This window comes from Streptococcus sp. HMSC077D04 (assembly GCF_001808785.1).
GTDB lineage: Bacteria > Bacillota > Bacilli > Lactobacillales > Streptococcaceae > Streptococcus > Streptococcus mitis_BX.
The window spans coordinates 470328-486847 of the sequence record NZ_KV794547.1 but is presented as its reverse complement, the minus strand read 5'-3'; the positions used below and the strand labels follow the sequence as shown (position 1 = coordinate 486847).

At 39.3% G+C, this 16520-nt stretch carries 17 protein-coding genes and 1 pseudogene; 14 read left to right on the top strand and 4 right to left on the bottom strand.

What is annotated here, in order from left to right:
- Window positions 1-156: 156 nt before the first annotated feature.
- Both HMPREF2701_RS09465 and HMPREF2701_RS09460 read left to right on the top strand, forming a co-directional pair.
- Window positions 157-1638 (top strand): hypothetical protein, encoded by a 1482-nt coding sequence (locus HMPREF2701_RS09465; RefSeq protein WP_070482860.1) that lies wholly within the window; start codon window positions 157-159, stop codon window positions 1636-1638.
- Window positions 1639-1869: 231 nt separating this feature from the next.
- On the top strand, window positions 1870-2187 hold the full coding sequence (locus tag HMPREF2701_RS09460) for a hypothetical protein (protein ID WP_049492320.1): 318 nt from the start codon (window positions 1870-1872) through the stop codon (window positions 2185-2187).
- 31 nt (window positions 2188-2218) lie between these two features.
- On the opposite strand, the pseudogene HMPREF2701_RS09455 reads toward HMPREF2701_RS09460, so the two are convergent.
- From HMPREF2701_RS09455 to HMPREF2701_RS09450, 3 genes and pseudogenes are all read right to left on the bottom strand, one after another.
- Window positions 2219-3811 (bottom strand): annotated as a pseudogene (locus tag HMPREF2701_RS09455) (N-acetylmuramoyl-L-alanine amidase); the annotation flags it as partial.
- A 26-nt stretch (window positions 3812-3837) separates the two neighbouring features.
- Window positions 3838-4095: a hypothetical protein gene (locus HMPREF2701_RS11715; protein WP_225902318.1), complete on the bottom strand. Its 258-nt coding sequence runs from the start codon at window positions 4093-4095 to the stop codon at window positions 3838-3840.
- A gap of 51 nt (window positions 4096-4146) precedes the next feature.
- Window positions 4147-5055 (bottom strand): LysR family transcriptional regulator, encoded by a 909-nt coding sequence (locus HMPREF2701_RS09450; RefSeq protein ID WP_049487917.1) that lies wholly within the window; start codon window positions 5053-5055, stop codon window positions 4147-4149.
- 63 nt (window positions 5056-5118) lie between these two features.
- On the opposite strand from HMPREF2701_RS09450, the gene HMPREF2701_RS09445 reads away from it, so the two are divergent.
- The 4 genes from HMPREF2701_RS09445 (at window position 5119) to HMPREF2701_RS09430 (ending at window position 6550) form a co-directional block, all read left to right on the top strand.
- Window positions 5119-5388: a YqgQ family protein gene (locus HMPREF2701_RS09445; RefSeq protein ID WP_000051787.1), complete on the top strand. Its 270-nt coding sequence runs from the start codon at window positions 5119-5121 to the stop codon at window positions 5386-5388.
- Window positions 5388-5768: a rhodanese-like domain-containing protein gene (locus HMPREF2701_RS09440; RefSeq protein WP_061589862.1), complete on the top strand. Its 381-nt coding sequence runs from the start codon at window positions 5388-5390 to the stop codon at window positions 5766-5768. The genes HMPREF2701_RS09445 and HMPREF2701_RS09440 overlap by 1 nt, the downstream gene beginning before the upstream one ends.
- A 162-nt stretch (window positions 5769-5930) precedes the next feature.
- Window positions 5931-6158, top strand: a complete 228-nt coding sequence (locus HMPREF2701_RS09435; RefSeq protein WP_049492311.1) for a hypothetical protein — start codon at window positions 5931-5933, stop codon at window positions 6156-6158.
- A 215-nt stretch (window positions 6159-6373) separates the two neighbouring features.
- The gene (locus tag HMPREF2701_RS09430) at window positions 6374-6550 is read left to right on the top strand and encodes a DUF4190 domain-containing protein (RefSeq protein ID WP_125409378.1); all 177 of its coding nucleotides are present in this window, start codon (window positions 6374-6376) and stop codon (window positions 6548-6550) included.
- Between the two features lie 39 nt (window positions 6551-6589).
- Here the strand turns inward: HMPREF2701_RS09430 and HMPREF2701_RS09425 are convergent, their stop codons facing one another.
- A complete protein-coding gene (locus HMPREF2701_RS09425; protein ID WP_061589861.1) occupies window positions 6590-7315 on the bottom strand; it encodes a 16S rRNA pseudouridine(516) synthase in 726 nt (241 codons plus the stop codon).
- 161 nt (window positions 7316-7476) lie between these two features.
- Between HMPREF2701_RS09425 and typA the strand changes: the two genes are divergently transcribed.
- The 8 genes from typA to lctO all read left to right on the top strand — a co-directional run bounded on the left by typA (window position 7477) and on the right by lctO (window position 16351).
- Window positions 7477-9318, top strand: coding sequence for a translational GTPase TypA (typA, locus tag HMPREF2701_RS09420; protein WP_000164111.1), 1842 nt, complete (start codon window positions 7477-7479; stop codon window positions 9316-9318).
- Window positions 9319-9337: 19 nt separating this feature from the next.
- Window positions 9338-9592 carry a DUF3165 family protein gene (locus HMPREF2701_RS09415; protein WP_061589860.1) on the top strand — a complete coding sequence of 85 codons (255 nt, stop codon included), beginning with the start codon at window positions 9338-9340 and terminating at the stop codon, window positions 9590-9592.
- A gap of 114 nt (window positions 9593-9706) precedes the next feature.
- Entirely contained in the window at window positions 9707-11059 is a 1353-nt protein-coding gene (gene murD / locus HMPREF2701_RS09410) for a UDP-N-acetylmuramoyl-L-alanine--D-glutamate ligase (RefSeq protein WP_061589859.1), read from the top strand.
- Between the two features lies 1 nt (window position 11060).
- Window positions 11061-12119: a UDP-N-acetylglucosamine--N-acetylmuramyl-(pentapeptide) pyrophosphoryl-undecaprenol N-acetylglucosamine transferase gene (locus HMPREF2701_RS09405; protein ID WP_061589858.1), complete on the top strand. Its 1059-nt coding sequence runs from the start codon at window positions 11061-11063 to the stop codon at window positions 12117-12119.
- A gap of 9 nt (window positions 12120-12128) precedes the next feature.
- Window positions 12129-13382: a cell division protein FtsQ/DivIB gene (locus HMPREF2701_RS09400; RefSeq protein ID WP_061589857.1), complete on the top strand. Its 1254-nt coding sequence runs from the start codon at window positions 12129-12131 to the stop codon at window positions 13380-13382.
- Window positions 13383-13614: 232 nt separating this feature from the next.
- The gene (gene pyrF, locus HMPREF2701_RS09395; RefSeq protein WP_070482857.1) at window positions 13615-14316 is read left to right on the top strand and encodes an orotidine-5'-phosphate decarboxylase; all 702 of its coding nucleotides are present in this window, start codon (window positions 13615-13617) and stop codon (window positions 14314-14316) included.
- A 33-nt stretch (window positions 14317-14349) separates the two neighbouring features.
- Window positions 14350-14982 (top strand): orotate phosphoribosyltransferase, encoded by a 633-nt coding sequence (gene pyrE / locus HMPREF2701_RS09390; RefSeq protein WP_070482854.1) that lies wholly within the window; start codon window positions 14350-14352, stop codon window positions 14980-14982.
- A gap of 232 nt (window positions 14983-15214) precedes the next feature.
- A complete protein-coding gene (gene lctO / locus HMPREF2701_RS09385) occupies window positions 15215-16351 on the top strand; it encodes an L-lactate oxidase (protein WP_000120723.1) in 1137 nt (378 codons plus the stop codon).
- The last annotated feature ends 169 nt before the right edge of the window (window positions 16352-16520 follow it).

Here is a 16520-nt window from a genome sequence, read left to right as displayed (position 1 = left end):
CTTAATTTGACAACTTAGGATTTTAAAATTAGTGAGGTTGTTTTATGAGTTAAGCAAGACAAAATTTTTGTGTAAATTAAGAACAGACAATCTATGGTTGTTTGATTAGGTATTAGTGTTTAAGAACATTAATTGAAAAATAATTGGGAGAGAAGAATGAATAATAAAGATTGGATAAATCAATTTGAAGAGCAAAATGGTCGTAAACCTACACCAGAAGAATTGTCAATTTATTTAAAAAATTTAAGTGCGGATAGGAGTAAATCAATAAAGAAACAATCTTTCTTAGAAAAAATTAAGAAATTTGTATCAACTAATCGGAAGAAGTCTGTAGGAATTTTTATTGTATTATTACTTGTTTTGTTTTCTTTAGGTGGTTATATTTATTTTCAGTCTCAACCAAAAAGTGTATTCAACGTACTAACTGTTGAATTTTCTGGTTACGATGGAGATGGTGAACTAAAGGAATCTAATGAGACAGAATTTCAATCTTGGATGATGCAGATTATTTTAGAAAAAGCTGGTGTTGATAAAGACCAAGCAAAACTATTCGCTACTGATCCAGATGGACAAAAGAAAATAGAATCAGATCCTCGATATGCTTCTAAAATGCCACTTATTAAATCAATGTTTGAGAGTGTACATATTGATATCGATAAGCAAAATGGACTAAAAAATGGAGAAGAAGTAACTATTGCAGTGACAGTTACAAATCCTAATGTTCCTATAAAATCTGAGAAGAAAACTTTTAAAGTTGAAAATTTAAAGGAATATGAGAAGGTTTCAGCGGAAGATTTAATAAAAGAAGCAAATATTCAATTTACAGGAGTCGATGGCCATGGTAAATTTTTAGATAGTCCAAATTCTGTTCTAGAATTCAAACAAACAGATAAACCCAAAAATCTGAAGAACGGTGATAAATTAACATTTAAGGTTAAAGATTCTTATTTAAAAGAGTTAAAGTCAAAAGGAAAAACATTTGAGGAAAATGTTGTAGAAGTAACAGTATCAGGACTAAAAAGCAAAGAAGAAATTAAAGGAACTGAAAAAGATTATCAACCTGTATTGGATGAATATTTAAAAACGATTAAAGCTGGTCAATATATACAAGGATCAAAATTTGTCAATGGTGAAATATTATCTAGCGGTAAACCTAGAGATCTTTATTATTCTTTATATGATTTTGACCACAATGGTGTAAATGAGCTGGTTATAGCTAGTGAAGTCCGAACAACAAATGAAAATTCTGTATCAACTAATGATACAAAATTAGTTTGGAAACGTGAAATTTTCGGTATTTTTACTTTGGAAGGTGATAAGATAGTCGATAATTTCCCAGGAAGAGGCTATCGTTCTCATGTATATCCAATGACAGATGGTAGTTTTTGGGAATATGGTTCAGGGGGTGCATTTCTACATGGTCTTAGTCAGTACAAATTCACACTTGATGGAACTAGGATTGTTGAAGTATTATCTTTAACAATTAATAGTGAAGACCCAGTAACTCATAAAAAGGCAGATACTCCTAATATAAAGGATAAGCAAGGAGAAAAATATACCGAGGAGAGTTTACAAAATCTTTTAAATCAATCTACAGTGTTAGATGAAGATAAACTTAGTTGGAAAAAATTTGAGTAATATTTTTTGGCTCTTTATCAACTGTAGTGGATTGAAAAAAAGATAACATCTGGAGAGGACAATCGTTGTTCTCTCCGTTTTTATATTCAACCACTTAGACAGATATAGAGACCAGATAGGCAAAAGAACTTGTTCTTGAAACTGACCTCTGCTATAATGATTTTTGTAAGGGACGTGAGGCGTCACTATCAGATAACTCAAGTTCATAAAAAAGAAATTGGAGATAAACAAATGAAAAAGTTATTAGGGATTGTATTTTTAGTAGCAGCAGCGACAGTAGTGTATTTTGGTTCTGTTGGATGGCCAAGTTTGGATGTCAACCTCTGGTCACTCATTCCGGTAGGCTTGTTCCTCTTTTTCACTCTAGAGAATTTTTTGAAAAAAGACTACAAGGCTAGTCTGATGTGTTTAATTATTGCTTTTATCATTGCAAATGCAATTTTAGACCTTTTGCCAATTTCAAGTGGCTTGGTAATTGGAGCGGGCGTACTAGCTTGCATTGGTATTGGATACCTCTTTCCTGATAAAGATACAAAAGAAGACAAATAGAAAAGGCCTCGAGATTTCTCGAGACCCTTTTTTACTTACCAGCGTAATATTTTTGAATTCCTTTCACGATACCTGCTACAAGCTTATCTTGATAGTGGCTATCTCGAATCTGTTGATTTTCAGCGAAATTATCTATATAACCTAGCTCTAGGAGGACGGCTGGTTTAGCAGTTTCTCGAAGAACGGCAAAGCTTCTTTCCAATAAACCAGCATCTTTAGCACCAGTTTCAGCTAACAATGAAGAGTGGATAGCGGCTGCAAGACGCTTGCTCTCACTCATACGGTCAGGATGGTTATGCCAGTATGGGTTGATTTTACTTGGATAATCGGGATCATCACTATAGGAATAGGTTTGAATTCCACTAGCTCTAGAGTACGCGCTGCCAGTCGCATTGAAGTGAATACTAATAAAGATATCAGAGTTAGTCTTGTTAACCATACGAGAACGCTCTGTAACAAAATCTACATCAATATCACTATCACGTGAAGTAAGAACTTTGTAGCCAAGTTCTTCTAACTTTTTGCGTAATTTACGATACACCTGCATGTTGAGGTCTTTTTCAGCGACATTGTAATAGTATGCACCTGAGTCTCTTCCACCATGTCCTGGATCTAAAAAGATGGTTCTACTGTATTGGCCTTTTACAAAACCAACTTCTTTTGAGACCTCAGAAATCCATTGACCATTTTTGTGGAATAGATGGTCTTTACCGTCAATTTTGTAAGTTCCGGAAACATAATGTCCATTATCATCTAAGTAGTAGCGAGCCTTATAAGTGTCGTCGTAAATCCACTCTTTTTTAGCCATATAACCACCAGCTTTGAGATAGTAAGCTCCAATCCATTCTTTTGATGCATACATTCCACCACGCTTCAAAAAGAACCAGCTATTATAATTTTTGTCAAATATCCATTCATTATCAGCCATGGCTCCATTGGTTTTTAGATAATAGCTTCCCGACCATTTATCGGCTAACATAGCTCCATCTTGAGCAAAAGAATACCAAGAACCGCTGATTTTTTCCCATTTGTTTTGGACAAATTTTCCAGATGCGTTCGCATAGAACCAGGTATCTTTAATTTTTACCCAGCTATTTTCAGCCATAGCACCACTGTTATTAAATAGGTAGCCCTTAAATGTAGTTGAGCTCAACATGATTCCCTTTTTATCAAAGTAGTACCAAGAACCATTGACTTTCTCCCACTTGTCCTGAGAGATTTTTCCAGAGGATGTGGCATAATACCAATTTTGGTCGATTTTTGCCCAGCCGTTTGTGGCCATAGCTCCATTTTTGGTCAGTAAATAGTTATCAAAAGTTGTATTACTAAGCATGATTCCATCTTTGTCAAAGTAATACCAAGCACCACCAATTTTCTCCCATTTATTCTGAGAAATTTTTCCAGAAGAATTAGCGAAGTACCATTTTCCATTGATAAAGTTCCAACCGTTTTCAGCCATCACTCCATCTTTATTGAAAACATAACCATCAAAGGTTGTATTGCTTAGTCGATGGCCATCTTTATTGAAGTAGTACCACTTTCCTTGGATTTTTTTCCAGTTAGTAACAGGTTTGTTGTGTTCGTAAAAGCGCCAGTTATTATTTTCTTCCTGCCAACCTTCTTTGACTTTTTCAACTTTTTCTTCTTTTTTTACTTCAGACTTCTTCTCTTCTGTAGCAGGATTTTTTTCTCTATTTTTTCTTCTTTATCATCAATTTTAGAAGAATTGTCTGTTTTTTCGACCTTCTCTTTCGATTTTTCTTGGTTTTCGATTTTTGAAGTACTTGAATGAGGAATTGTTACATTTTCTCGTACTGACTCTGCTTTATTTTCTTGAGCTTGGGCAGTTGTTTGAGTGTATCCTAAAATAGATAAGGCAACTGCACTAGCAAGTAAAACCTTTTTCATATTAAACTCCTTTTGTTTTTTTGCTTATTATAATAAAATCTTGCTGATTTCTCAACTATCAAACTGAACTTCTTCTAGTAGATAGTCTATAAAGCGTTCGCCCATCTTAGATAGGCTGGTTTTTTCATGCTGGATATAGACCAGCTCAATTGGGTCATCAATATCCAGTGGGATAGAAACGATATTGTCTCCGTTGAGGTTGCTGTTCAAAATCCCTGTCGCAATGGTATAACCATCCAAACCAATCAAGAGATTAAAGAGGGTAGCACGGTCGCTGACTACGATAGATTTTTTGTGGTATTCCTGCGAGAGAATCTCTTCTGAAAAGTAGAAGGAGTTATGAGTTCCTTGGTCATAGCTGAGGTAAGGGAAGTTTTCTAAATCTTCCAGTTTCACCTTGTCTTTCTTGGCCAGAGGATTAGTCTTGCTGACAAAGATATGAGGCTGAGCTGTAAAGAGATGGTGAGCTAGCAGGTGGTTGTCATCCAGCATTTTGGTTAAAACATCACGGTTGTAGCTGTTCAAAAAGAGAACACCGACCTCACTACGGAAGTTCTTGACGTCATCGATAATCTCCCAAGTCCGAGTTTCACGAAGAAAGAGCTCATATTTCTCCATATCACTTTTCTTGAGCAGAGAGACAAAGGCATTGACTACAAAGGCATAGTGTTGAGACGAAACGCTAAAGAGTTCGCGGTGGGCGACAGGATTTTTATAACGTTCCTCCAGAAGTTGGGTTTGCTCGACAACCTGACGGGCATAGGAGAGAAACTCCATCCCATCACGGGTCAAGGTGATACCCTTGGGATTGCGGATAAAAATTTCAATACCCATTTCATTTTCCAAATCTCTCACAGCATTGGAAAGACTCGGTTGAGTGATAAAGAGTTGCTTGGCTGCCTCATTCATGGAGCCAGTTTCGACGATTTTGATAATATAATGTAATTGTTGAATTCTCATGTTTTTATTGTACCACACTTGCGTCAGAATCGCCAAAGAAGATAGGAAAATCAGGAGCATTGTGTGAGTCTCTTCTTGAAAAAAACACAAAATTTTGCTAGAATGAGTCTTATGAAAACATTCTATGATGTGCAGCAATTCCTCAAACGATTTGGTATTATTGTTTACATGGGAAAACGCTTATATGATATTGAACTGATGAAGTTGGAGCTCTCTCGAATTTACGATGCAGGGTTGATGGACAAATTAGACTATCTAGAGGCAGAAGCAGTTCTTCGCAGAGAGCACAAGGTAGAATTGGATTATATTGAGAAAAATGGAGAAAAGAACTAATGGTTACTTGGATTTTGTGGGCACTAATACTAGCAATGTTGGCGTGGATGGGCTTTAACTATCTCCGTATTCGTCGTGCGGCTAAAATCGTGGACAATGAGGAATTTGAAGCCTTGATTCGTACGGGTCAATTGATTGATTTGCGCGACCCAGCTGAATTCCACAGAAAACATATACTTGGTGCACGCAATATTCCTTCAAGTCAGTTGAAGACTAGTCTTGCAGCCCTTCGTAAGGATAAACCAGTGTTGCTTTACGAAAATCAACGTGGACAACGAGTGACCAATGCAGCACTTTATCTGAAAAAGCAAGGTTTCTCTGAGATTTATATCCTTTCTTATGGATTGGATTCTTGGAATGGAAAAGTGAAGACTAATTAACATAAGCTAAATTCTCAAACTAAGTTCCGCTTTGGGTAGACAAGTGGACGTTTCTTTGAGAAGTTGCTATAATTAATATGATAAAAAACTTATAGTATTATATAGACAAAACCTATTTCTTTTGATATAATTTAGTGGTAATAATTTTAGGAGTTTCATAATATGAAAGAAAAGAAGAAATCTTCCCTTGTTTTAGGTATCCTATCTATCGTTCTTGGTTTGCTATCTCCAATCGTAGGTCTCGTTTTGGGGATCATTGGTCTAGTCTTGGCTAATTCACATCAAAAAGAATCTGAATTAGACTATAAAACAGAACGAATTCTTAATATCGTAGGGATTGTAGTTTCTGTAATTAACTGGGTTGCAGGACTCCTCTTAATGATGCACTAATCAGGATTCTAACAAAAAAAGCTTTATTTTTAAAAGCTTTTTTGTTTTATCCACTCTTCTCGGTTCAAGAACCGGATAACATAGTGTTAACATTTTTCACCCAATTGATAAAGCCGATTTTTATGGTATTATTCATTTGTGTTTAGTTTAAGGAGTTTTTAGAAAAAGAAGAAAAGAAAAAAAATCCACTTTTGGTGGGTATTCTGTCTATTGTTATGAGTTTATTATTTGCTTTGGGAGGTATTCTTTTAGGTATCGCTGGTATTTTGTATGCTAACGAACTTCAAAAAGAATCTGGACTTGATTATAAAACAGAAAGAATTGTGGCTGTAGTAGGTATTGTTCTTTCTGCTCTTAACTGGATTGTTGGAATTATCTTACACATGAGTTAAAGAAGATTAAAAAAGCTTTAAAAATAAAGCTTTTTTCTTTTATCCACTTTTTTCTAAATAGTTTTTAATGATTTCCAATTCCTCTGGATTCAAGGGACGGAATTGCCCTTCTGCTAGTTCTGGGTCTAATGTAAAGTCACCGAACTGAACTCGTTTGAGAGAGACAACCTTGACACCAACTGAGAGGAACATTTTTTTAACCTGATGAAATTTTCCTTCTGAAATGGTGATAGAGGCTTGGCTGTGGGAAGGACTTGCAGATAGAATCTCTAGTCTTGCAGCTTTACAGACAGTGCCATCTAAAAAGACAATTCCCTTTTGAAAGGCTTGGATATGGTCAGGTGTTAGAAGTCCATTAACCTCAACTTGATAAGTCTTATCGACATGATATTGGGGATGGAGGAGCTGAAATCCCAAAGGGCCGTTATCGGTCAAGAGGAGGAGTCCTGTCGTATCTCGGTCCAGTCGGCCGACGGCATAGAGCTTGTCAGACTGGATGTCAGGTGAAAGGAGATCCATGACGGTTTGGAGTTCCTTGTCTTTATTGGCTGTCACGACACCAGCAGGTTTATGAAGCATCAGATAGGTGTGCTCATAGCCTTGAATGATTTGGCCCTGAAAAAGAAGTTCCTGTAGTCCTGTATCGATATTTTGGGCTAAGGAACAGGCTGGGCAACCATCGACTAGAATTTCCCCTTTGAGAAGTGCTTGTTTCATGACCTTTCGGCTGATTTTTTCTTGGGCTAATAAATTATCTAAACGCATACTGTGCCTATCTTATCATAAGTTGTTTGCTTTGAAAAGGAATGACGTGAAAAGAAAAGCGGAGTGAAAACATTTACACTTGCTTGAATTATGTTATTTACTTGAAAATATGGTATAATCGTTCAGTTAGAAAATAAATTTTGAATATTATAGAGGAAATCATGACAAAATTAAGAGAAGATATCCGTAACATTGCGATTATCGCCCACGTTGACCACGGTAAAACAACCCTTGTTGACGAATTATTGAAACAATCAGAAACGCTTGATGCGCGTACTGAATTGGCTGAGCGTGCTATGGACTCAAACGATATCGAAAAAGAGCGTGGAATTACCATTCTTGCTAAAAATACAGCCGTTGCCTATAACGGAACTCGTATCAACATCATGGACACACCAGGACACGCGGACTTCGGTGGAGAAGTTGAGCGTATCATGAAAATGGTTGACGGTGTTGTCTTGGTCGTAGATGCCTACGAAGGAACCATGCCACAGACTCGTTTCGTATTGAAAAAAGCTTTGGAACAAGACCTTGTCCCAATCGTGGTTGTTAACAAAATCGATAAGCCATCAGCTCGTCCAGCAGAAGTAGTGGACGAAGTCTTGGAACTTTTCATCGAGCTTGGTGCAGATGACGACCAGCTTGACTTCCCAGTGGTATATGCTTCAGCGATCAACGGAACTTCTTCATTGTCAGATGATCCAGCTGACCAAGAAGCGACTATGGCACCAATCTTTGACACGATTATCGACCACATCCCAGCTCCAGTAGATAACTCAGATGAGCCTTTACAGTTCCAAGTATCACTTTTGGACTACAACGACTTTGTTGGACGTATCGGTATCGGTCGTGTCTTCCGTGGTACTGTTAAGGTTGGGGACCAAGTTACCCTTTCTAAACTTGATGGCACAACTAAAAACTTCCGTGTTACAAAACTCTTCGGTTTCTTTGGTTTGGAACGTCGTGAAATCCAAGAAGCAAAAGCAGGTGACTTGATTGCCGTTTCAGGTATGGAAGATATCTTTGTCGGTGAAACCATTACTCCTACAGACGCAGTTGAAGCTCTTCCAATCCTACACATCGATGAGCCAACTCTTCAAATGACTTTCTTGGTCAACAACTCACCATTTGCTGGTAAAGAAGGTAAATGGGTAACTTCTCGTAAGGTGGAAGAACGCTTGCAGGCAGAATTGCAAACAGACGTTTCCCTTCGTGTTGACCCAACGGATTCACCAGATAAATGGACAGTTTCAGGACGTGGAGAATTGCACTTGTCAATCCTTATCGAAACAATGCGTCGTGAGGGATATGAACTTCAAGTATCTCGTCCAGAAGTTATCGTAAAAGAAATCGATGGGGTTAAATGTGAGCCATTTGAACGTGTCCAAATCGACACTCCAGAAGAATACCAAGGATCTGTTATCCAAAGTCTTTCTGAACGTAAGGGTGAAATGTTGGATATGATTTCAACTGGTAATGGTCAAACTCGTTTGGTCTTCCTTGTTCCAGCGCGTGGTTTGATTGGATACTCAACTGAGTTCTTGTCAATGACTCGTGGTTACGGTATCATGAACCATACCTTTGACCAATACTTGCCATTGATTCCAGGTGAAATTGGTGGTCGTCACCGTGGTGCCCTTGTTTCTATCGATGCTGGTAAGGCTACAACTTACTCAATCATGTCTATCGAAGAACGTGGTACAATCTTTGTCAACCCAGGTACTGAGGTTTATGAAGGAATGATCATCGGTGAAAACTCTCGTGAAAACGACTTGACCGTTAACATCACTAAGGCAAAACAAATGACTAACGTTCGTTCAGCTACTAAGGACCAAACAGCTGTTATCAAGACACCTCGTATCTTGACCCTTGAAGAGTCTCTTGAGTTCTTGAATGATGATGAGTACATGGAAGTAACTCCTGAGTCTATCCGTTTGCGTAAACAAATCCTTAACAAGGCAGAGCGTGAGAAAGCTAACAAGAAGAAAAAATCAGCTGAATAAGAGCTAGAAAGAGATAAAGATGGTTTATTTAATCATAGGAATCCTCTTATTACTACTCTATGTATTTGCGACACCAGAAAGCATTAAAGGGACAGTTAACATCGTCCTTGTCGTCTTTGCTTTCGTAGCACTTTTGATTTTGCTCATGTTGTCAGTTCTGCAAATCTTTCAGCTACCGACAGAATTCTTTATCACAATCGCCATGCTTTTCCTAGCATACTTTAGCTTGCGAGATATTACCCTCATGTCGGTCAGTAAAAGTAAAAGAAGATAAAAAGAGAGTTTTGGCTCTCTTTTTGCTTGTTAGAATGCCCAATCTGAGCATTTTCATTTAGAATTATTTCCATAAAAATGGTAAAATAGTAAGAGTAGAAATGGAGTTCGAGACATGAAAGTAATAGATCAATTTAAAAATAAGAAAGTCCTTGTTTTAGGTTTGGCCAAGTCTGGTGAATCCGCAGCTCGTTTGTTGGACAAACTAGGTGCTATTGTGACAGTAAATGACGGGAAACCTTTTGAGGATAATCCAGCTGCCCAAAGTTTGCTGGAAGAAGGGATCAAGGTTATCACAGGCGGTCATCCTTTGGAACTCTTGGATGAAGAGTTCGCCCTTATGGTGAAAAATCCAGGTATCCCATACAGTAATCCTATGATTGAAAAGGCTTTGGCGAAGGGAATTCCAGTCTTGACCGAGGTGGAATTGGCTTACTTGATTTCAGAAGCACCGATTGTTGGTATTACTGGTTCAAATGGAAAAACAACCACAACGACGATGATCGGGGAAGTTTTGACTGCTGCTGGACAACATGGTCTTTTATCAGGAAATATCGGCTATCCAGCTAGTCAAGTGGCCCAAACTGCGTCAGACAAGGACACGCTTGTTATGGAACTTTCTTCTTTCCAACTCATGGGCGTTCAAGAATTCCATCCAGAGATTGCGGTTATTACCAACCTCATGCCAACTCATATTGACTACCATGGGTCATTTGAGGAATATGTAGCAGCCAAGTGGAATATCCAGAACAAGATGACAGCGGCTGATTTCCTTGTCTTGAACTTTAACCAAGACTTGGCAAAAGAATTAGCTACTAAAACACAAGCTACAGTTGTACCATTCTCAACACTTGAAAAGGTTGATGGAGCTTATCTGGAAGATGGTCAACTCTACTTCCGTGGTGAAGTGGTCATGGCAGCGAATGAAATCGGAGTTCCAGGTAGCCACAATGTGGAAAATGCCCTTGCGACTATTGCTGTAGCCAAGCTTCGTGGTGTGGATAACCAAACCATTAAAGAAACTCTTTCAGCCTTTGGAGGTGTCAAACACCGTCTCCAATTTGTGGATGAAATCAAGGGTGTCAAATTCTATAATGATAGCAAGTCAACCAATATCTTGGCTACTCAAAAAGCCTTGTCAGGATTTGACAACAGCAAGGTCATTTTGATTGCAGGTGGTTTGGACCGTGGCAATGAGTTTGACGAATTGGTGCCAGATATTACTGGACTCAAGAAGATGGTCATCCTTGGTCAGTCTGCAGAACGTGTTAAACGGGCAGCAGATAAGGCTGGTGTGTCTTATGTGGATGCGACTGATATTGCAGATGCGACTCGCAAGGCCTATGAACTTGCGACTCAAGGAGATGTGGTTCTTCTCAGTCCTGCTAATGCTAGCTGGGATATGTATGCTAACTTTGAAGTACGTGGCGACCTCTTTATCGACACAGTAGCGGAGTTAAAGGAATAATATGAAAAAAATTGTCTTTACAGGTGGGGGGACGGTTGGACACGTGACCCTCAACCTTTTGTTAATGCCCAAGTTTATCGAAGATGGCTGGGAAGTCCACTATATCGGGGATAAGCGTGGGATTGAACACCAAGAAATCCTCAAGTCAGGCTTGGATGTCACTTTCCACTCCATTGCGACTGGAAAATTGCGTCGCTATTTCTCTTGGCAAAATATGCTGGACGTCTTCAAAGTTGGCTGGGGAATCGTCCAATCTCTCTTTATCATGTTACGACTTCGTCCACAGGCTCTTTTTTCAAAGGGAGGCTTTGTCTCAGTACCGCCTGTTATCGCTGCGCGTGTGTCAGGAGTGCCAGTCTTTATTCACGAATCTGACCTGTCTATGGGATTGGCCAATAAAATAGCTTATAAATTTGCGACGAAGATGTATTCAACCTTTGAGCAAGCTTCAAGTTTGTCTAAGGTCGAGCATGTGGGAGCAGTGACCAAGGTTTCAGATCAAAAAAATCCAGAACCCGATGAATTGGTGGATATTCAAACCCACTTTAATCCCCAATTACCAACTGTATTGTTTATCGGTGGTTCTGCTGGTGCTCGTGTCTTTAACCAATTGGTGACAGACCATAAGAAAGAACTGACAGAACGCTACAATATTATCAATCTAACTGGAGATTCTAGCCTGAACGAGTTGAGTCAAAATCTTTTTCGTGTTGATTATGTGACCAATCTCTATCAACCCTTGATGGAATTGGCTGACATTGTTGTGACACGAGGTGGTGCCAATACGATTTTTGAGCTCTTAGCCATGGCAAAATTACATGTCATTGTGCCGCTTGGTCGTGAAGCTAGTCGTGGTGACCAGATTGAAAATGCAGCTTACTTTGCAAAAAAAGGCTATGCAGAAGAGCTTCAAGAAAGCGATTTGACCTTGGATAGTTTGGAAGAGAAGCTTTCTCACTTACTAAGTAACAAGGAAGACTATCAAGCCAAGATGAAGGCTTCAAAGGAATTGAAATCTCTAGCAGATTTTTATCAATTGTTGAAAAAAGATTTATCATAAGGAAAGTAAATGTCAAAAGATAAGAAAAATGAGGGCAAAGAAATCCTCGAAGAATTTAAAGAGTTATCAGAATGGCAGAAACGAAACCAAGAATATCTAAAAAAGAAGGCTGAGGAAGAAGCAGCCCTAGCTGAGGAGAAGGAAAAGGAAAGACAAGCTCGAATGGCTTCCAAATCTGAAAAGTCAGATGCAACCGAGGACCAAGAGAGTGAATCTGATCCAAAAGACCCAAAATCAGCTAAGGAAGATGCTAAAGAAAAAGTAGAAGAGTCAGAAGACGTCAAAAAAGAAGTAGTCAAAGAAGAACCAAAATCCAAAGAGCCAAAGAAACAGAATAAACAGGCTAAAAAAGTAGAGAAAAAACCTGTAAAGGAAAAACCGGTCAAACCGAAAATTCCAGGAGTTCATATCTGGCGTGCTATCTCGGTTTTGTTTCTCAGTTTACTTTTATTGGTTGTCTCTGCTTATTTGCTCAGCCCCTATGCGACCATGAAGGATATTCGTGTTGAGGGAACAGTGCAAACTACAGATGATGATATTCGACAGGCTTCAGGCATTCAGGATTCGGATTATACGATTAACCTTCTGCTAGATAAGGCAAAATATGAAGAGCAGATCAAGTCTAACTATTGGGTTGAATCAGCTCAGCTTGTCTATCAATTTCCAACCAAGTTTACAATCAAGGTCAAGGAATATGATATTGTGGCCTACTATGTTTCTGGAGAAAGTCATTATCCAATCCTTTCAAGCGGTCAGCTAGAGACCAGTTCTGTGAGTTTGGTGAGTCTGCCAGAAACTTATATATCAGTTTTCTTTAATGACAGCGAACAAATCAAGACCTTTACCTCAGAACTTTCTCAAATTAGCCCCGAATTCAAATCTGCTATCCAAAAGGTGGAACTAGCCCCAAGCAAGGTCACATCAGATTTAATTCGAGTGACTATGAATGATTCGGACGAAGTTTTGGTTCCCCTTTCTGAAATGAGTAAGAAATTGCCTTATTACAGTAAGATTAAGCCTCAATTGTCAGAACCAAGTGTGGTCGACATGGAAGCTGGAATTTACAGCTACACAGTGGCGGATAAATTAATTATGGAGGCTGAGGAAAAAGCCAAACAAGAGGCTAAGGAAGCTGAGAAGAAACAAAAAGAGGAAGAGAAGAAAAGACTGGAAGAACAGCAGAATAAACTAGAAGAGGAAAGGAAAAAGCTGGAGGAAGAGGGCAATCAAAACCAAACGACCCGACGTTCATCGCGTCGCTAGGTTTACCTTTTCTTCTATAGCTCTTTAGTTGCCATGTTTTTACTTGACAAGTGTTAGTAGAAATAATAGAATAGTAAAAAACCTTTAAAGCAGTCCAGAGAGGCAGCTAAGGTTAGACGGTGAAAGGGTGGAGACTACCCATTTTTCGTGGAACCTTGCTGTTGGCAGGTTCCTTTTTTCGTGGCTTCTTGTGGCCAGACTCTCTCACTAGCAAAGGTAAAAGGAGAAACCTATGCGAGAACATCGTCCAGTTATTGCTCTTGATTTTCCTAGTTTTGAGGTGGTCAAGGAATTCTTAGCTCTTTTTCCAGCAGAAGAAAGCCTTTATCTTAAGGTAGGGATGGAGCTTTATTACGCAACGGGTCCTGAGATTGTGTCCTACTTGAAAGGTCAAGGTCATAGTGTCTTTTTGGATCTCAAACTTCATGACATTCCCAATACAGTCAAATCAGCTATGAAGGTCCTGTCTCAGCTTGGTGTGGATATGACAAATGTTCATGCGGCTGGCGGTGTAGAGATGATGAAGGCTGCGCGTGAAGGTCTTGGAAGTCAAGCAAAATTGATAGCTGTAACGCAGCTTACATCAACGTCAGAAACTCAGATGCAGGACTTTCAAAATATCCAAACCAGCCTGCAAGAGTCTGTAATACATTATGCCAAGAAGACAGCTGAAGCAGGCTTGGATGGTGTCGTTTGCTCGGCTAAGGAAGTACAACTCATCAAGCAGGCCACCAATCCAGATTTTATCTGTCTGACACCGGGCATTCGTCCTGCAGGTGCTGCAGTAGGAGATCAAAAACGCGTCATGACGCCAGCGGATGCTTATCAAATCGGTAGTGACTATATCGTAGTGGGACGTCCCATTACCCAAGCTGAGAATCCTGTTGCAGCTTATCATGCCATCAAGGATGAATGGACACAGGACTGGAATTAAAGAACTAGATTAGAAAAATAAAAGGAGAATACCATGACACTTGCTAAAGATATCGCTAGCCACCTCTTGAAAATTCAAGCAGTTTACCTCAAACCAGAGGAGCCTTTCACTTGGGCATCTGGTATCAGGTCACCGATTTACACTGATAATCGTGTGACACTAGCCTATCCAGAAACTCGTACCTTAATTGAAAATGGCTTTGTGGAAGCTATTAAAGAAGCCTTTCCAGAGGTAGAAGTCATTGCAGGAACTGCAACAGCAGGGATTCCACACGGAGCTATCATTGCTGATAAGATGAACTTGCCTTTTGCCTATATCCGTAGCAAACCAAAAGACCACGGAGCTGGTAACCAAATCGAAGGCCGCGTAGCTCAAGGTCAAAAAATGGTAGTGGTTGAAGACCTTATTTCAACTGGTGGTTCTGTTCTTGAAGCTGTAGCAGCTGCTAAACGAGAAGGAGCAGATGTTCTTGGAGTTGTAGCGATTTTCAGCTACCAATTGCCAAAAGCAGATAAGAACTTCTCAGATGCTGGTGTTAAGCTGTTAACACTTTCTAACTACAGTGAACTCATTCACCTAGCTCAAGAAGAAGGTTACATCACACCAGAAGGCTTAGATCTCCTAAAACGATTTAAAGAAGACCAAGAAAATTGGCAAAATGCTTAAAACATAGAAAAACAGGTAGTCACTAGGATTACCTGATTTCTTTTTTATACTAGAAAATGAAAAGATTATTTGAATTTCCATAACTTAAGAAAGTTTATCATTTTTAATTATCTTTGTAAAATGATTGAAAGTATGAAATTTCCAAACAAAATATTTGAAAAGTTTTGAAAAAAGAGTTATGATATTTTTGTAATATACAAAGTAAACGCTTACTTATCAAGGAGGGCATTTTATGTCATACAAAACAAGCAATGCAGAAGGTCATGTAGACTTCATCAATACCTATGATTTGGAGCCAATGGCGCAACAAGTTATTCCTAAAGCAGCATTTGGCTATATCGCTAGTGGGGCGGAAGATACTTTCACTTTGCGTGAGAATATTCGTGCCTTTAACCACAAACTCATCGTTCCGCATACGCTTTGCAATGTAGAAAATCCAAGTACAGAGATTGAATTTGCAGGTGAAAAATTGTCTTCACCAATCATTATGGCGCCTGTTGCAGCTCATAAATTGGCAAATGAACAAGGTGAAGTGGCGACTGCGCGTGGTGTGCATGAGTTTGGTTCCCTCTATACAACCAGTTCCTACTCTACTGTTGATCTTCCAGAAATTACAGAAGCCCTTCAAGGGACACCTCATTGGTTCCAATTCTACTTTAGTAAAGATGATGGAATCAATCGCCACATCATGGACCGTGTGAAGGCTGAAGGTTATAAAGCGATTGTCTTGACAGCAGATGCGACTGTAGGAGGTAATCGTGAGGTGGACAAGCGCAATGGTTTTGTCTTCCCAGTTGGCATGCCGATTGTTGAAGAATACCTGCCAGAAGGTGCTGGTAAATCAATGGACTTTGTTTACAAATCAGCTAAACAACGCTTGTCTCCACGTGATGTAGAATTTATCGCTGAATACTCAGGACTTCCTGTTTATGTCAAGGGTCCACAATGCCGTGAGGACGTTGAACGTTCCCTTGCTGCAGGTGCCTCTGGTATCTGGGTAACCAACCACGGTGGCCGCCAAATCGACGGTGGACCAGCTGCCTTTGATTCACTTCAGGAAGTAGCAGAAGCAGTTGACAAACGCGTACCAATTGTCTTTGACTCAGGTATTCGTCGTGGTCAACACGTCTTTAAAGCCTTGGCTTCAGGAGCAGACTTAGTAGCTATTGGTCGCCCGGTTATCTATGGCTTGGCTCTCGGCGGTAGTGTTGGTGTGCGTCAAGTCTTTGAACACTTGAATGCGGAATTGAAGACAGTCATGCAGTTGTCTGGAACTCAGACTATTGAAGATGTCAAACACTTCAAACTTCGTCACAACCCATACAACCCAACCTTCCCAGTTGACCCACGTGACTTAAAATTGTATTGATAAAAGAGATTGCCTCCACTGAATGTGGAGGTTTTTCTTAGTGTATAGGAAGAATAAATCACCATTGAAAACTATATAAATATATTTTTCAGTCAAATATCTTGCTAGGGCTTTCATTTTTTGCTATACTGGTGCAGTAATTAAATAATAAAGACATTTGGGGTGCTTT